The organism is Fructilactobacillus frigidiflavus, assembly GCF_044054575.1.
GTDB classification, from domain to species: Bacteria; Bacillota; Bacilli; order Lactobacillales; family Lactobacillaceae; genus Fructilactobacillus; species Fructilactobacillus frigidiflavus.
In genome coordinates this window covers 1,435,073-1,450,665 of sequence record NZ_CP168716.1, presented here as the reverse complement: position 1 = coordinate 1,450,665, position 15,593 = coordinate 1,435,073, and the positions used below count along the sequence as shown (strand labels likewise).

Here is a 15,593-nt window from a genome sequence, read left to right as displayed (position 1 = left end):
TTTTACCATAAAGCACGGGACGGAGTGCATGGATCGTCAATTATGAGTATAATAAAACTATAGAAAGAGGAGGAAACGCTATGAATTCAAAGCCAATTGCGTTTATGGACTCCGGTATTGGGGGTCTAACCGTTTTAAAAGTGGCGCTTAAAGAACTTCCTCAGGAAAATATGATCTATTTAGGTGATGAAGCACATATGCCTTATGGCGAAAAAAGTGTGAATCAGGTAATTGATTATAGTATGGAAATTGGTGACTTTTTTGAAAAGCAAAACGCCAAGTGTATGGTGGTGGCCTGTAATACGGCAACTGCTTCAGCACTTAATGACTTGCAAACTAAATTATCAATTCCAGTAGTGGGCGTGATTAAGCCAGGAAGTAGTGCTGCCGTTAAAGCTACCAAAAATGGAAAGATTGGAATCATTGGGACGAATGTTACCATTAATAGTCATGCTTATCGTGATGAAATTCAAAAGCTTAATCCCAAAATAGAAGTAGTTGGATTAGCTTGTCCGACCTTTATTCCGTTAGTGGAAAAGGGGGATTATAATTCACAAGCTGCCAAAGATACGATTGCAGCTGGGTTAGCTCCAATTATCGATTCTGGCATTGATACGTTAGTTTTAGGATGTACGCATTTTCCCATTATTGCTGAGTTAATTCAACAAGTAGTTGGTGATCAAGTGCAGTTAATTGATCCCGGGTACGAAACGGTCAATGTCGCTAAGCAAATTTTACAACAAACTGCTTCATTAAATGAAGCGAACCAAGCAAACGTTAAATACTTTACAACTAAAGGAGTTGCCCACTTTAATGAGGTAGCTTCTCAATGGTTAAATCGAAAGGTGGGTTCAGAGTTGATTACGCCAAATCAGCTTAAAGAATATGACAAATAAAGAAATTGTAATCGCAACTGGTAACCAAAACAAATTACGTGAATTTAAAGAAATGTTAGAACCAATGGGATACACGGTCAAATCAATTAAAGATTTTGCGAATATTCCAGAAATTGTGGAAGACGGTAAGACGTTTGAAGAAAATGCAACGATTAAAGCTACTACGGTTGCAAAAGCAATTGGGTTACCGGTCTTTGCGGATGATTCAGGGCTAGTAGTGCCTTCAATTAACAATGAACCAGGAATTTATTCAGCTCGTTATGCTGGTGATCATGATGATGATGCTAATAATGCTAAGTTGTTGAAACGACTTGGCCATTCTGATGATCGAAATGCTTACTTCCATACTTCATTAGTTGGGGTAAAACCAGATGGTGAAAAAATTCATGTTAGTGGAATTGTTTCTGGTGAAATTACTAAGGAAAAGCACGGAGAAAATGGATTTGGTTACGATCCATTATTTTACGTACCTAGTATGCACAAGACCATGGCAGAAATGACGGATGACGAAAAGAATCAAATTAGTCATCGGGGTCGGGCTTTACAAAAATTAAAAACAGTGATTAACGATTGGTGGTAAAAAAATAAGCTTTGTTCTGATCAATTTCAGAGCAAAGCTTATTTTTATTTGTTAGGAAGTGGATTAGTAATGGTAACTGGTTTTGATTCTGCTTTCTTTTGGGGCTTTTCTGGAACTTCAACGGTCTCCGGTGACATAGGAATTACGATTCCAGCTTGATTAAGTGCCTTTAGATAGGCAGCTAGGTAATCGGCTTGAATCTTGCTTTCAGTTCCACTACGAGCAGTAATGACCACTTGTATCGCAAGTGAACCATCGTTGAGATAAACCGTTCCAAAAATCAACGGGTCTCCAATTACATTGGCATTGGTTCCCTTTTTTTGTTCGTTGACTTGGCTCATAATATCTTCAATCTTTTTAATTGGAGAGTTGGGCATAATGCGAACGTTAACTAATGTTGAAATATTCCCCCGTGAAAGATTTGAAATGGTAGTAATATCACGATTAGGAATAAAATTCAAAGTTCCGTTAGAACTGCGAATTTGGGTGGTTCTTAAACCAATGGCAGCTACAATTCCGTTAGTATCGTTAATAATAACGTGTTCACCGACATCAATTTGATGTTCAAAGAGGATAAAGAATCCACTGACAATGTCGCTTACGAATCCTTGAGCTCCCAATCCAATTGCCAAACTGAAAATTCCCGCTCCTGCAATTAAAGTTCCGACTGGAATTCCAATGATTGATAAAATAGAATAGAGCCAAAAGAAAATCACTAAGTAGTGAAACGCATTTTGGGTCAAAGTATAGATGGTTTTATTGCGCCGTTTAATCATAATTTTAGAATTATCAATTGTGTTATCACTTGTAGAAGCATCTAACTTAAATTGATATTTTTTAAATAAATGATCAATTACTTTGCGGCCCGTTTCGGTAATGATAAAAAATAAAATTGAAATTAGGATAATGCTGACTACTTTAGTCGTTAAACTCCATAAAATTTCATCAAAATCAAATTTATTCAAAAATTTATTTAAAAAATTATTTTTGGTGTATTGTTTTAAAGTTTCGTTGGTAACATTCAAAAATAAACCATATTTCATATAATCTGTACCTCATTTATAATTATTGATGTTTCCAATTATAGCAAAAAATCAATTATTTTAATACGATTAGTGGTTGCAATAATTGTCATTATTATGAAATAATGATATTCTTAACTTGTTATAAATCATTAGGAGGTAGTTCAATGACTGTTGGACAAATAGCCGGTTTAATCGCCGCAATTGCTTTTGCTGTACTAGTAATCTTTATCGGAATCTTTTTACTTAATCTAGTTAAGGCTGTAAATAATGCTAGTCGTAATTTAGATTCAATTACCATTGATATTAACGAATTAAGCGACAACGCTAGTGATTTAATTGATAATGTTAATGATCGAATTGACCAAATTGACCCAGTATTTCAAGCTGCAGCTGATTTAGGTAGTACCATCAGTGAAGCCACTGAAAAAGCTAAGCATACAACTGATAGCTTGAGAAATAAAATGAATTTATTTACTAAAACTTCAATTCTTAGCGTAATGGCTAATACTGCAATTAAGTTGTTTTCAAAAAAGAATAAGAAAAAATAATTTTCGTTGAAAAAGGAGAACATTATGAGTTTTAAAAAGGGTTTATTTTTAGGAACAATTCTCGGTGGAGCTGCTGCATTTGCTGCTTACCATTCACTCAATGAAGAAAAGCAATACGAACTTAGAAATACAGTTCTAGATGCTGTCGAAGATGCTAAAGATCGTGCGGTTGATTACGCATACTACGCAGCTGATTCATTTGCTGATGCAAAGGATTCAGCTAGTGATCGAGTTGATAACTATAAAGATTCTTTTGATGATGTTAGCGAAAAAGTTAGCAACAAAATTTTAGATTTAAAAGAAGATTTAGGCGAATTACAAACTTACTTAAGTTTAATTCCCGTTCCTAAAACACCTGAACAAGATCTTGAAAAAGATAAGGAATCAGATGATATCACTTTAGATATGGATGATGCCTTTTCAACTGAAAATGATAATGATGACCGCATTGTTGAGAAAACAACTGAAGAACATCGCGATTAATTATAATTTAAGGAAAGACCATTTTTTAATGGTCTTTTTTATTTGCTTGAATGTAAACGGTTACTCTGCTATTCTTGTAGTTAAGATGTGCATAAGGAAAGAGGGTCGACTGGAATGAAAAAAAAGGAAACGGTCACAATTTATGATGTAGCACGCGAAGCTTCAGTTTCAATGGCAACCGTTTCACGGGTGGTTAATCACAATCACAACGTTAAACCAGAAACGGAACAAAAAGTTTTAGAAGTGGTTAAACGTTTGAATTATCGACCTAATGATGTAGCTAGAGGACTTGCTAGCAAGAAGACGACCACGGTAGGAGTAATTATTCCTAACGTAACGAATTCTTATTTTGCAGCTTTAGCTCGAGGAATTGATGATATTGCCGAAATGTACCAATATAACATCATTTTGACGAATTCGGATGGGGACGAAAAGAAAGAAATCAAAGCGCTTAATACCTTATATTCTAAGCAAGTTGATGGGATTATCTTTATGGGTAATGAAATTAGTGATGCGGTTCGTTCTGAAATGAGTGAAGAACGGATTCCAGTCGTTTTGGCCGGATCAGTAGACGCCAAAAACCAGTTTAACAGCGTTAACATTGATTATCGGAAGGCAGTTTATGCGCAAACTAATGCTTTATTGAGAAATGGAAATGATCGAATTGCCTTTGTGGCAGCGCATTTAGATCGTTCCATTAATAAAGATTATCGAATTGAAGGTTACAAAGATGCTTTACAAGATGCAGGGATTCCATTTCGCAAAACGCTCTTAATTGATGCTAATCAAGCTACGTATGACAGTGGCTATCAATTAAGAAACAAGCTTGTCCAAGAAGAAATTACCGCAGCGGTGGTTAGTAACGACGATTTAGCTGCTGGAATTATGAATGCAATGTCTGACAGTGGAATTAATGTGCCAGACCAATTTGAAGTTGCTACTAGTGATAATACGAAGTTAACGGAAATGACACGGCCAATGTTGTCAACGATTACTCAACCTCTTTATGATATTGGGGCGGTATCTATGCGCTTGTTGACTAAATTGATGAAAAATGAAGAAGTTGCCGAACGAGATATTTTGCTTCCGTTTGGCCTAAAAGAAAGAAATTCAACAAAATAGCAGTAAATTTGATTATAGCGGTTTTTGTTGGTATAATCGAAACTGTTAATTTCAGTTAAAGAGAGGAGTGCTGAATCATGTCAGGACATTCAAAATGGCATAATATTCAGGGTCGTAAAAACGCTCAAGATGCCAAAAGAGGTAAAATTTTCCAAAAGATTTCACGTAACTTATATCAAGCTGCTAAATCAGGTGGAGTTGATCCAGATGGCAACCCACAATTAAGACTTGAATTAGAAAAAGCCAAAGCTGCAAATATGCCTAAAGATAACGTGCAACGTGCTTTAGACAAAGCTTCTGGTGTTGGTGGAGCTAACTTCGAAGAAGTAACTTATGAAGGTTATGGACCTGGTGGAACTGCTGTCATGGTTTCAACTTTGACCGATAATAAAAATCGGACGGCCGCAGCAGTTCGTTCTGCATTTACTCACCATGGTGGTTCTTTAGGAACTAATGGTTCAGTTTCTTACAATTTTGATCGTAAGGGTTACGTTGTTGTTTTACGTGACGAAACTGACGATGATGAAGATACAATGTTAATGGCAGCTTTAGATGCTGGTGCTGACGATATGAAAGCTACTGAAGACGAATACCAAATCTTCACGGCACCTTCAAATATGGTTGCAGTTCGGGATGCTTTACAAGCTGCCGGCTACAAACTAGATAACTCTGAAGTTCGTCTATTCCCACAGACTGTTACAGAAGTACCTGAAGATAAAATTGCGCAATATACGGGATTGATTGATGAATTATCTGAAAATGATGATGTTCAAGACGTTTACGAAGCAGCTGTTTTACCTGAAGATGCTGAATAATTAAATCGATTTCCAAAAAGACTCAATCTTTAAATTAGATTGGGTCTTTTTTCGTATCTTATAAAAAAGGATGTGAAAATATGGAAATTAGTAAGTTATTTGATCAAATAATTGAATTAGCAGTGGAACAGCGTGCTTCTGATATTTACTTTTTGCCGAAAAGCAATAATTATGAAGTTAAAATCCATACAGTTAAAGGTGTAATTCAATTATCTGAAATTTCATTTGAAAAAGCACAAAGAATCATCACTTTTTGTAAATATCAAAGTGGAATGTCAGTTTCAGAGAAACGGCGGCCTCAATTAGGATCATTGTCATACGAGTATCAAAAGATGAATTTAAGAATTCGACTGTCATCGGTGGGAACGTTTAATCATCATGAATCGTTAGTCATGCGAATCATTTATGATAACGGAAACGATGATTGTCAGTTTTTCGAAGAACAAATGCTGAATAAACTAAAAACATTATCGATACAAAGGGGATTGATGATTTTTGCAGGGCCAACGGGATCAGGGAAAACCAGTACGATTTATAAAGTAGCTCGTTCATTACACGAAAATGAGGTCATTATGTCAATTGAAGATCCAGTTGAAATTTTTGAAGACCGATTTTTACAATTAGAAGTTAATGATAAGGCTGACATGAGCTATGCGAACCTCTTAAAAGTTGGCTTACGGCAACGGCCCGATGTTTTTATTATTGGTGAAATTCGGGATGAACAAACAGCTAAAATTGCCGTTCGGGCGGCTTTAAGTGGGCACTTGGTTTTTACGACGGTTCATGCGAAGACACCCGCGGGGGTAGTGCAGCGACTGTTGGAATTAGGTATTAACTATCAACAATTAAAAAGCGCCATTAATTCAGTGGTTTATCAACGATTGCTCCCTAATCTTGCCGGAGATAATCAAGCTTTAATTTCCGTTTTGAGTTTAGAAATGATTGAAAAACAAACCCACGAAATGATTGATTGGAAAGACAAGCTACAACATCTATACGAAAAAGGAGTAATTTCTAATGAAGTTCAGAAGAAATACCAATTTGGATAAGTTGTCATTGCAACAGCAAGTTTTTATTTTTTCGACAATCTCAGAATTAATGAAAATTGGTTTTTCCATTTCACAAGCCTTAGCGTTCATCAGAACGGTTTCAAAAAAGAATCACAAAGTAATTTTGAAGGTCGAACAGGGATTAAAGAGTGGCTATTCGTTACCACAATCAATGAAATTCTTTTTGAATAACGCGATGTACCAACAACTATTGATTGCGGACGAACACGGAAAAATTGAAAATGGAATGCAAGAAATTAGTGATTTTATCCAACTGCGGTTGAAACAAAGCAACAAGATTCGCGATATTGCGATTTATCCATTAATGTTATTTTTCATTTTAATTTTGCTATTAGTGGCGATTAAGTTGTTTGTTTTGCCAGAAACGGATGCGTTAGGCCAACTGAAACCAACCCAAAATTGGCTAACTTATTTAGCCATTGTTTTGTTAGGCTTTGTTAGCATCTTTGGATTTTATCGAGGTAAAGATTTTCTGGCTAAAAAAGCCATTTATAAAGCCAACGTATTAGCCCGGCTGCCCTTATTAGGATCAATTTTCAGTGCCTACTATGAATACTATTTGACCAGTAATCTAGCAATCATGTTACAAAATGGATTAGATTTACGTAAAATCGTTCAAGTTTTTGCCAAATTTAAAGAGCGGACCCTTCTATTTGAAATTGGTCAGGAAATGGATCAATCCTTGAACCAAGGACTTGCCATTGAACAGATTTTTAAACGTTACCACTTTGTTTCTAATGAGCTCGTTATTTTTTTATCAAATGGTAGTACGAATGAGATGTTAGCCAAAAACTTACGGGCTTTGAGTAAATTATGTTTTCAACGGCTCATCAAAAAATCAGAAAAATTAATTAGTTTAATCCAGCCAACTGCTTTTGTAATTATTGGAATTACAATCGTCGTTACGTATTTAAAAATGTTGTTGCCCCTATATCATTCGATGGAGAATATTTATTAATGAAAAAACGAAAAGGTTTTACCCTTATTGAAATGACCGTAGTTATATTTATTATTTCACTTTTGATTTTGATTATTATTCCTAACCTAAGTTCTCAAAAAGACCATGCTAATTCGGTTCACGGAAACGCCATGGTGAACGTGGTACAGACTCAAATTGATGCTTATGAAGATGAACATTCTGATAGCAATGTTACTTTTGACAAACTAGTGGAAACCAATTATCTAACCAAAAAGCAAGCTAAACAAGCAACGGAAGAAAAGATTACCATTCAAGGGAACCATGCCAAAAAGGATTAGACCTGGTTTTACCTTAGTAGAAACCTTAATCGTGCTTGCCATCAGTACCTTGATTATGGCACTTTTAGTTTTTTTAATGGCCATGTTTCCCCAAAAAAATATTCAAGAAAAAGCCTTTTGGCGTTGTTTTGATGAACAATGGAATTCGTCGATTCAAGCTGCCAAAGACCATGGTCAAATTACAGATGTACGGGTTCGTCCAGATAAAAACATTGTGCTTTTTGAGCAATTCAAAAATAATCATTTTGAATATCAACGCGTGCAGATGCCGGACGGTTTACGACCGATTGAGGTTCATGAAATTAGAATTACCGACAAAGGTTTCGTTAAACCTCAAACTTTAAATTGGTATTCACAAAATCGTCACTGTGGAATTCATCAAAAATTTCAATTGGGATGGGGGATTTATTATTGTGAAGATTATTAAACGTTCAGGATTTACCCTCATTGATACCTTAGTGGGTCTTGTAATTATTTGTATGGCCGTTACCTTGTACTTTGAAATGAGTCAAGTTATGAATAATCGATTGAGACAAAGCAATCATAAATTAATGGAAACACGGAGAATCTATGAATTTAAGCATAAATAAATTGAGAAATGGTTTTTCCCTTGTGGAGACCATTTTTTCTTTACTAATTATTTCAATTGCCGTTAGTTTAATTGGCTTTACGTTTCAGCAAATGCGGCAAAATAATTTAAACCAACAGCAAGCCAGTGAAATTTTTCGTTATCTAGATTTAATTGAATCAAAACAGTTCGCGTTTAAAAGTGTGATGATTAAAAATAATCAATTATATTTATACAGTCAAACGGAAAAGAAAAATTATATTGTTAGTCGTTATAAAGATCAAATAAAAATGAAAACAGCGGACGGGGGTTATATGCCGTTAATTTTGCACGTTGAGACTGCAAGTTGGAAAATTCACCAGGATCAGGTGATTTCAACAATTAAATTAGGAGATAAAAATTATGAATTTACCAGTAAGTTACCCAAGGAAAGGTAGTCTCACTTTTATTGCGGTGCTTTTTTTAATGCTAGTTGCTATAGTACTCAACTATCAGTTAAAAACCGCAAATACACAAATTAATTCGAATAATTTAAGAATTAAGCAAATGGAACGAACAATCAAAGACTGAATCTTGAAAAATGTCGATTTTTTCGGTACTATTAACCTTAGATACAAGCTAAAAGGAGCTGAAGATATTGTCTGAAAAAGATACGACAGATTTATATCAAGTCTTTGATCAATCTACTCAAGTATTAATGCAAGCCCTTAATACTTCTTATTTGGATGCTTTCATCGAAACCGCTGATAACCTGATTGATAATGGAACAGTACGTGTTGAAGATGGAGTCCCAAATGAAAAAGTTGTCAAAGAATTGACAGAACTTTATAAGACCGTTGATTATAAAAAGATGGATGCTCCTTCGATTCGTCGAGCAATCCAAATGGCTATGATTAGAGCAATTAAAGTTGATAAAATTCAAGCAATTCACCAAATTACCCCAGATACAATTGCCTATATTATGGGATATTTGATTTTGCGTCTCTATAAAAATCGCGACTCAGTAAAAGTGCTTGATCCAGTAGTTGGATCAGGTAATCTTTTAACTGCCGTGATGAATCAACTTAATTTAGAATTGCACGAACACGTTTCTGGAATTGGGATTGATAATGACGATTCCATGATTTCAGTTGCTAGCATTAGTGCCAAATTACAAAGATTAGATATTGAATTGATTCATCAAGATAGTATTGCTGAAATTGATATTCCAAAGGTTGACTTAGTGGTTGCTGATCTTCCAATTGGTTATTATCCAATCGATGAAAATACAGTCGATTTTGCCACTAAGGCGAGTGACGGTCATTCCTATGTTCACCACCTATTAATCGAACAATCAATTAAACATTTAAAAGATGGTGATTTTGCCGTTTTTCTTGTTCCAAGTAACTTATTTCAAACTAAAGAAGCAAAAGGTTTGTTAAAATGGATGCAAGACTCGGTCTATTTGCAAGGTGTTTTAAATTTACCAAAAGAATTATTTTTAACGGAAAGTGCCCAAAAAGCAATTATGATTTTACAAAAACGTGGTAATGGAGCTAAACAAGCTAAAAAAGTTATGCTTGGAGAATTTCCATCTTTCAAAGATGCCGATGCCTTTCAAAAATTCATGCAAGAAATTGTTGACTGGGAAGAAAAAGATTTATTGGAAAAATAAGGAGAAAATCATGAGTAAAATTATTGCGGTGAATGCTGGTAGTTCAACCTTAAAGTTTAAATTATACGAAATGCCTGAAGAAAAAACTTTAGCTGAAGGGGTTATTGAAAGAATTTCTTTGCCTGATTCACATGTGGAAATTAAATATGGTGATGGCAAGAAATATGAAGAAACTACTGATGTTAAAAATCATGAACAAGCCATTCAAATTCTGTTAGATCAATTGTTAGACCTTGATATTATTAAAGAATATTCAGAAATCAATGGGGTTGGTCATCGGGTAGTTGCTGGTGGTGAATACTTTGATAAATCAGTGATTATTACTCCTGATGTCTTGAAAAAAATTGAAAGTTTAACTGAATTAGCTCCTCTTCATGAACCAGCTAACGTGTTAGGAATTAAAGCTTTTAAGAAAGTTTTACCTGATATTATCAGTGTAGCTGTTTTTGATACTGCCTTTCACGCTACCATTCCTGAAAAGAATTTCTTGTACAGTCTTCCTTATGAATATTACGAAAAATACAGTGCTCGTAAATATGGATTCCACGGAATTAGTTACCGTTACGTAAGTCAACGTGCTGCAGAATTAATTGGCAAACCTGCCGAAGATTTAAAGATGGTAATTATGCATTTAGGTGCTGGTGCTTCAATTTGTGCGGTTAAAAATGGTAAGTCATACGATACTTCAATGGGATTCACACCGGTAACCGGGATTACAATGGCTACACGTTCAGGTGACGTTGATCCTTCATTACTTGCATATGTAATGGAAAAAGAAGGAATGACTGATATCAATGAAATGATTAAAGTTCTTAACACCAAGTCTGGTTTACTTGGAATTTCTGGTGTTTCTGCTGATATGCGTGAAGTTGAAGCAGCTCAAGCAACTGATCCACGTGCTAAAGTCGCTCGTGAAATTTACGTTAACCGGATTATTCGTTACGTTGGTGCTTACATTGCCGAAATGGGTGGTGCGGATGCCATTGTCTTTACTGCTGGTGTTGGTGAAAACAGTATTACCATTCGTAAAGAAATTACCGATGGATTGAACTACTTTGGCATCGGTGTTGATAACGAAAAGAATGATGTTCGTGGCGTTGTTAGAGATATTAGTGCAGCAGATTCAAAGATTAAAACTTTATTAGTTCCAACTGATGAAGAATTAATGATTGTTCGTGACGTTCAAACTTTAGCAAATAAATAAATTTAAATAATTATAGACACTTTTTAAACAAGTGTCTTTTTTATTTAGACAAATAAGTTAAAAACAAGTATAATTTAAGTAATCTATTTGTTAATTTGAAAGGACGTATTTAATTTGGCTGAAAAAAATGAACCAAACATGGAACGAGGCTTAAAAAGCCGCCATGTTCAACTGATTGCGCTTGGAGGAACGATTGGAACTGGACTTTTCTTAGGTGCTGGTAAATCAATTCACTTGGCGGGACCATCAATTTTATTAGCATATTTAGTTGCTGGATTAGCTTGTTTCTTCTTGATGAGAGCTTTAGGTGAATTATTGCTATCACATACTAGCAGTGTTTCATTCATTGATTTTATTGATAAATATCTAGGTAAAAAAACTGGATTTGTTGCAGGATGGACCTATTTAATTTGTTGGATAACGATTGCCATGGCTGAAATTACGGCCGCCGGATTGTACATGCAATTTTGGTATCCTAGTCTTCCAATTTGGGTAACGGCATTATTCTTATTGGTAATTTTGTTCTTTATGAATTCAATTACTGTTTCTGCTTTTGGCGAAACTGAATTCTGGTTTGCAATCATTAAAGTGATTGCTATCTTAGTTCTAATTGGTGTTGGGGTAGTCTTAGTTGCAATTAACTATCAGACCCCAGTTGGTCATGCTTCCGTTAGTAATATCACGAATGGTAGTTTCTTCCCTCATGGATTTGGTGGATTTTTCCTATCTTTCCAAATGGTGGTTTTCAGTTTTGTTGGGGTAGAAATGATTGGGATGACAGCTTCAGAAACTAAAGATCCACAAAAAATCATTCCTAAATGTATTAACGATGTTCCCGTTCGAATTATCTTATTCTATATTGGGGCATTAGTGGCCTTGATGTGTATCTATCCATGGACGTATGTTTCCCCTGATTCAAGTCCGTTTGTCCAAGTTTTCCAAGGAATTGGAATCAAATCAGCCGCAGCCATTGTGAACTTCGTAGTGCTTACAGCTGCAGCTTCGGCTTGTAATAGTGCCGTGTTCACCACTGGAAGAATGTTATATTCACTTACTTCTGGTAGCAAAAACAAATTTGCTAAAAAATTAGGAACGCTTTCAAAACGTGGGCTTCCAAGTAACGCGATTCTGTTATGTACGTTATTGATTGCTTTATCAGTTATTCTTGATATTATTATGCCAACTGGGGTATTTGATTTTATTTCTAGTGTGGCAACGACTTGTTTCTTATTCATTTGGTCATTAATTGTAGTAACACATTACAAATATCGTAAATCATTGAGTACGGAAGAAACTAAGGCCTTGCCATTTAAGATGCCATTATTCCCATACTCTAACTTATTTGTAATTGCCTTTATGGTAATGGTTTCAATTGTCCTTCTTTTCCAAGTCTCAACTTTAATTGCCTTAGTTGGTTCGGTAGTTTGGTTAATCGGAATGTATTTATTTGCAAATTATAAAGTTCAATAATGTTAATTGATTAAGAGGCAAATGATGAAAAAATTATCAAAGCAATGGTTAGCTCAATTACCACTCACCAATATTAAAAGCTTAAAACCAGTTGCTGGTGGTGATATTAATGATTCCTACGAAGTGATTAGTGATGAAGGACGGCTGTTTTTAAAAGCCCAACCTAAGCGGGGGAAAGCATTTTTTGCTCATGAAGTAGAAGGAATTAAATTATTGTCACAAGCAGCCAATGTTCCCACGGTAATTGATTACGGGGAAATTGACCATGATGGTTTTTTACTCTTAGCTTGGATTGAGGTTGGAACTGGTAACCAGTATGAATTGGGAAAAATGGTTGCCAAAGTCCACCAAATTCACCAGCAAAAATTTGGATTGGATCATAACTTTACGGCTAGTAAATTCCCAAAAATTAATACGTGGCAAACGAGTTGGTCTAGGTTCTATATTGCTCAACGACTAGAACCATTGATTAAACTTGCTAAAGAAAGCGGCCATTGGAATCAATTTCGTGAGACGCATTATCGAATTTTAAAACAGCAAGTCATTGATTATGACCAAAACCATGAAATCATCCCTAGTCTTTTGCATGGTGATTTATGGATTGGAAATGCAATTTTTACCGCTAATCAGCAACCAATGTTAATTGATCCAGATGTTTTTTACGGTGATCGTGAATTTGACCTTGGAATTACCACTGTCTTTGGTGGCTTTAATGATGATTTTTATCAGGGCTATAATGATACGTATCCATTAGAACCAGGTTTTGAAAACCGGGTTGGATGGTACCAATTTTATTATGCTTTAATGCATGTCTATTATTTTGGCGAAAGCTATGGATCATTATTAGATCGAATTTTGGCTTCGTTTGAGTAAGTAATCAAATAATTTTAATAGAGGTGCTCATCTGCTGTTTTGGGATGAGGCCTTTTTGTCTGTTTAAAATTTTGAGAGATGGTAAAATTAGTAGAGATGCTAGAAAAGGGGAATGAAGATGAAAGCTAAAGTAGCTATTTTACATACTAATGATTTACATTCGCATTTTGAAAACTTCCCTAAGATTAAACGGTTTATGCAAAGTAAAACTGAAGCACTGGAAGCTGAGGACTATACGGTTTTTCGCGTTGATGATGGTGATGCCATGGATCGGTCAAACTCATTGACTGATGTTACTAATGGACAAGTTAATGTTAGCCTTTTAAATCAACTTCATTATCATGTTGCTACAATTGGAAATAATGAGGTTTTAACCAATTCCCATGCGGATTTGGAACATTTATACGATAAATCTAATTTTAAAGTTATTTTAGATAACGTTGATGATCAGCTATCCCACAAGACCCCGAAATGGGCCGAAAAATATGCTGATTACGTCTTACCAAATGGTTCTAAAATTAGATTTATGGCATTAACTTTTCCTTATCCAACTTTTAAAATGCTTGGTTGGGATGTCCATCCGGTATACGAAACCATTGCTGATTGTGTTCAAAAGTGGAGCGGTGATTATGATGTTTTGGTATTACTTTCACATCTAGGGATTAATTATGATCGTGAAATTGCCAAGCGATTTCCAGAAATTTCCATTATTATCGGCGGACATACCCATCATTTATTACCAACTGGGAAGATGGTTAACCAGACGTTGTTAACGGCAGCGGAAAAATGGGGGCATTATGTCGGGGTAATTACTTTTGATATCGACGGGAAAACGATTTCTAATCGTCATGCTGAAGTGGTTAAAACGAGTGAATTAGCGGTGGAACCTGGAGATGAAAAATGGATTGCGGAAGTTAAAGAGAAGGGAACGGCCATGCTAGCTACCCAAAAAATTGCTGATTTACCCCATCCCTTAACGACCGCGTTAGAGTCAGATAATGATATGATTAAGACTGGCTTAAAGGCACTAGAAGCGTATACCGAAACGGAAGCGGCTGTTTTAAATACGGGTCTATTTTTGAAGGACCTCCCTAAGGGAATCGTTGATATGAGTCAGATTCAACAAGTGCTTCCACACAATATTCATGCAATGAAAACAGAACTGTGGGGCTTTGATTTGATTCGTCTCATTCAAGAAATGGAAAAAAATAAAAAGTTCTTGATCCATTTTGTACAAAAAGGAATGGGCTTTCGGGGCTTAAACTTTGGTTTATTAGTTTATTCTGGAATTAGTTATGATGCTAAGCAGAAAAAGGTCTTTTGGCATGATAAACCGGTTAAGTTATTTAAAAAATATAAAATTGGTTTAATTGATCATTATGAATTTATTCCGTTTTTCCCTACCGTTGCAATTGCTGGGAAGAATAAAATTTATTTTGAAGGAACTTTAAAACAAATTTTTGCTGAATATTTAGCAAAAAAATATCCGATAAGGAATGAAAAAAATGAAACATAGTGAAATTGAAGAATTAATTGAAACTCGCAGAGATACTCGGACTAAATTTGCTGATATAAAAAAGGTTGACGAAAATACCTTAAAAATTAACGGCCATTTATATAATTTAATCGTGAATAAGAACGATGGTTTTGAATTAGGGCAATTTGAAAATGCTTTTAATCCAATTTTTACGCATTATGATTACATCGTGGGTGATATTGGCTATGGTCAGTTACGCTTAAAGGGCTTTTATGAAGATAAACGCAACGTTGAAAGTGATTTGAAAAAGAGTGCTATTGAAGATTATTTGATTGATTATTGTAATTTTGGTTCTAGTTATTTTGTTTTGCATAATCTTGAAGCAAGCAAAGTAAGTGAGCTTAAAAAAAATATTCCGCACGTTCGTAAACGTAATCATCAACCTAACGTACGGAAAAATCATGATAATAAACCAAAGCATCAAGCAGCAAGACCAGTTAAACAAAATCGCCATCGTAAATTTACAATTCGGCAAAAAGGTGAGGATTAGT

At 35.2% G+C, this 15,593-nt stretch carries 19 protein-coding genes; 18 read left to right on the top strand and 1 reads right to left on the bottom strand.

The annotated features are described in order from the left end of the window. The first annotated feature begins 80 nt into the window (after nt 1–80). Both murI and ACEPSS_RS07345 read left to right on the top strand, forming a co-directional pair. Complete coding sequence (murI, locus tag ACEPSS_RS07350) at nt 81–896, top strand: glutamate racemase (protein WP_395318747.1); 816 nt, start codon at nt 81–83, stop codon at nt 894–896. Then, entirely contained in the window at nt 886–1,476 is a 591-nt protein-coding gene (locus ACEPSS_RS07345) for an XTP/dITP diphosphatase (RefSeq protein ID WP_395318745.1), read from the top strand. Before murI ends, ACEPSS_RS07345 begins: the two co-directional genes overlap by 11 nt. Nucleotides 1,477–1,520: 44 nt before the next feature. Here ACEPSS_RS07345 and ACEPSS_RS07340 read toward each other — a convergent pair whose 3' ends face one another. Beyond that, nucleotides 1,521–2,519 carry a mechanosensitive ion channel family protein gene (locus ACEPSS_RS07340; RefSeq protein WP_395318744.1) on the bottom strand — a complete coding sequence of 333 codons (999 nt, stop codon included), beginning with the start codon at nt 2,517–2,519 and terminating at the stop codon, nt 1,521–1,523. 146 nt (nt 2,520–2,665) lie between these two features. Here ACEPSS_RS07340 and ACEPSS_RS07335 point away from each other — a divergent pair, with 146 nt between their 5' ends. The 16 genes from ACEPSS_RS07335 (at nt 2,666) to ACEPSS_RS07260 (ending at nt 15,592) form a co-directional block, all read left to right on the top strand. Further along, entirely contained in the window at nt 2,666–3,049 is a 384-nt protein-coding gene (locus ACEPSS_RS07335; protein ID WP_395318742.1) for a DUF948 domain-containing protein, read from the top strand. Nucleotides 3,050–3,073: 24 nt separating this feature from the next. Further along, on the top strand, nt 3,074–3,532 hold the full coding sequence (locus ACEPSS_RS07330; RefSeq protein WP_395318740.1) for a hypothetical protein: 459 nt from the start codon (nt 3,074–3,076) through the stop codon (nt 3,530–3,532). A gap of 114 nt (nt 3,533–3,646) precedes the next feature. Continuing rightward, nucleotides 3,647–4,654, top strand: coding sequence for a catabolite control protein A (ccpA, locus tag ACEPSS_RS07325; RefSeq protein WP_395318738.1), 1,008 nt, complete (start codon nt 3,647–3,649; stop codon nt 4,652–4,654). A gap of 77 nt (nt 4,655–4,731) precedes the next feature. Further along, entirely contained in the window at nt 4,732–5,469 is a 738-nt protein-coding gene (locus ACEPSS_RS07320; RefSeq protein WP_395318736.1) for a YebC/PmpR family DNA-binding transcriptional regulator, read from the top strand. A gap of 80 nt (nt 5,470–5,549) precedes the next feature. Further along, nucleotides 5,550–6,518 (top strand): competence type IV pilus ATPase ComGA, encoded by a 969-nt coding sequence (comGA, locus tag ACEPSS_RS07315; protein ID WP_395318734.1) that lies wholly within the window; start codon nt 5,550–5,552, stop codon nt 6,516–6,518. Beyond that, the gene (locus tag ACEPSS_RS07310) at nt 6,487–7,497 is read left to right on the top strand and encodes a type II secretion system F family protein (protein ID WP_395318733.1); all 1,011 of its coding nucleotides are present in this window, start codon (nt 6,487–6,489) and stop codon (nt 7,495–7,497) included. The genes comGA and ACEPSS_RS07310 overlap by 32 nt, the downstream gene beginning before the upstream one ends. Then, nucleotides 7,497–7,796, top strand: a complete 300-nt coding sequence (comGC, locus tag ACEPSS_RS07305) for a competence type IV pilus major pilin ComGC (protein ID WP_395318731.1) — start codon at nt 7,497–7,499, stop codon at nt 7,794–7,796. Before ACEPSS_RS07310 ends, comGC begins: the two co-directional genes overlap by 1 nt. After that, nucleotides 7,780–8,223, top strand: coding sequence for a prepilin-type N-terminal cleavage/methylation domain-containing protein (locus tag ACEPSS_RS07300; RefSeq protein ID WP_395318729.1), 444 nt, complete (start codon nt 7,780–7,782; stop codon nt 8,221–8,223). Before comGC ends, ACEPSS_RS07300 begins: the two co-directional genes overlap by 17 nt. Then, the gene (locus ACEPSS_RS07295) at nt 8,210–8,386 is read left to right on the top strand and encodes a type II secretion system protein (protein ID WP_395318727.1); all 177 of its coding nucleotides are present in this window, start codon (nt 8,210–8,212) and stop codon (nt 8,384–8,386) included. Before ACEPSS_RS07300 ends, ACEPSS_RS07295 begins: the two co-directional genes overlap by 14 nt. Then, complete coding sequence (locus tag ACEPSS_RS07290; RefSeq protein ID WP_395318725.1) at nt 8,367–8,801, top strand: competence type IV pilus minor pilin ComGF; 435 nt, start codon at nt 8,367–8,369, stop codon at nt 8,799–8,801. The genes ACEPSS_RS07295 and ACEPSS_RS07290 overlap by 20 nt, the downstream gene beginning before the upstream one ends. Before the next feature lie 200 nt (nt 8,802–9,001). After that, entirely contained in the window at nt 9,002–10,018 is a 1,017-nt protein-coding gene (locus tag ACEPSS_RS07285; RefSeq protein ID WP_395318723.1) for a class I SAM-dependent methyltransferase, read from the top strand. Nucleotides 10,019–10,028: 10 nt separating this feature from the next. Next, a complete protein-coding gene (locus ACEPSS_RS07280; RefSeq protein ID WP_395318721.1) occupies nt 10,029–11,222 on the top strand; it encodes an acetate/propionate family kinase in 1,194 nt (397 codons plus the stop codon). Between the two features lie 138 nt (nt 11,223–11,360). Beyond that, nucleotides 11,361–12,692: an amino acid permease gene (locus ACEPSS_RS07275; protein ID WP_395320526.1), complete on the top strand. Its 1,332-nt coding sequence runs from the start codon at nt 11,361–11,363 to the stop codon at nt 12,690–12,692. 24 nt (nt 12,693–12,716) lie between these two features. Next, nucleotides 12,717–13,565 (top strand): fructosamine kinase family protein, encoded by an 849-nt coding sequence (locus ACEPSS_RS07270; protein ID WP_395320524.1) that lies wholly within the window; start codon nt 12,717–12,719, stop codon nt 13,563–13,565. A gap of 118 nt (nt 13,566–13,683) precedes the next feature. Continuing rightward, nucleotides 13,684–15,081: a bifunctional metallophosphatase/5'-nucleotidase gene (locus ACEPSS_RS07265; RefSeq protein WP_395318719.1), complete on the top strand. Its 1,398-nt coding sequence runs from the start codon at nt 13,684–13,686 to the stop codon at nt 15,079–15,081. Beyond that, the gene (locus ACEPSS_RS07260; protein ID WP_395318718.1) at nt 15,071–15,592 is read left to right on the top strand and encodes a YutD family protein; all 522 of its coding nucleotides are present in this window, start codon (nt 15,071–15,073) and stop codon (nt 15,590–15,592) included. Before ACEPSS_RS07265 ends, ACEPSS_RS07260 begins: the two co-directional genes overlap by 11 nt. Nucleotide 15,593 lies beyond the last annotated feature (1 nt).

Bases quoted from the DNA above. Each gene is read 5' to 3' on its own strand.
- comGC (WP_395318731.1), top strand. From the start codon at position 7,497: ATGAAAAAACGAAAAGGTTTTACCCTTATTGAAATGACCGTAGTTATA.
- ACEPSS_RS07265 (WP_395318719.1), top strand. From the start codon at position 13,684: ATGAAAGCTAAAGTAGCTATTTTACATACTAATGATTTACATTCGCAT.
- comGA (WP_395318734.1), top strand. From the start codon at position 5,550: ATGGAAATTAGTAAGTTATTTGATCAAATAATTGAATTAGCAGTGGAA.
- ACEPSS_RS07300 (WP_395318729.1), top strand. From the start codon at position 7,780: ATGCCAAAAAGGATTAGACCTGGTTTTACCTTAGTAGAAACCTTAATC.
- ACEPSS_RS07330 (WP_395318740.1), top strand. From the start codon at position 3,074: ATGAGTTTTAAAAAGGGTTTATTTTTAGGAACAATTCTCGGTGGAGCT.
- murI (WP_395318747.1), top strand. From the start codon at position 81: ATGAATTCAAAGCCAATTGCGTTTATGGACTCCGGTATTGGGGGTCTA.
- ccpA (WP_395318738.1), top strand. From the start codon at position 3,647: ATGAAAAAAAAGGAAACGGTCACAATTTATGATGTAGCACGCGAAGCT.
- ACEPSS_RS07275 (WP_395320526.1), top strand. From the start codon at position 11,361: ATGGAACGAGGCTTAAAAAGCCGCCATGTTCAACTGATTGCGCTTGGA.
- ACEPSS_RS07310 (WP_395318733.1), top strand. From the start codon at position 6,487: ATGAAGTTCAGAAGAAATACCAATTTGGATAAGTTGTCATTGCAACAG.
- ACEPSS_RS07345 (WP_395318745.1), top strand. From the start codon at position 886: ATGACAAATAAAGAAATTGTAATCGCAACTGGTAACCAAAACAAATTA.
- ACEPSS_RS07320 (WP_395318736.1), top strand. From the start codon at position 4,732: ATGTCAGGACATTCAAAATGGCATAATATTCAGGGTCGTAAAAACGCT.
- ACEPSS_RS07260 (WP_395318718.1), top strand. From the start codon at position 15,071: ATGAAACATAGTGAAATTGAAGAATTAATTGAAACTCGCAGAGATACT.
- ACEPSS_RS07340 (WP_395318744.1), bottom strand. From the start codon at position 2,519: ATGAAATATGGTTTATTTTTGAATGTTACCAACGAAACTTTAAAACAA.
- ACEPSS_RS07270 (WP_395320524.1), top strand. From the start codon at position 12,717: ATGAAAAAATTATCAAAGCAATGGTTAGCTCAATTACCACTCACCAAT.
- ACEPSS_RS07280 (WP_395318721.1), top strand. From the start codon at position 10,029: ATGAGTAAAATTATTGCGGTGAATGCTGGTAGTTCAACCTTAAAGTTT.
- ACEPSS_RS07290 (WP_395318725.1), top strand. From the start codon at position 8,367: ATGAATTTAAGCATAAATAAATTGAGAAATGGTTTTTCCCTTGTGGAG.
- ACEPSS_RS07335 (WP_395318742.1), top strand. From the start codon at position 2,666: ATGACTGTTGGACAAATAGCCGGTTTAATCGCCGCAATTGCTTTTGCT.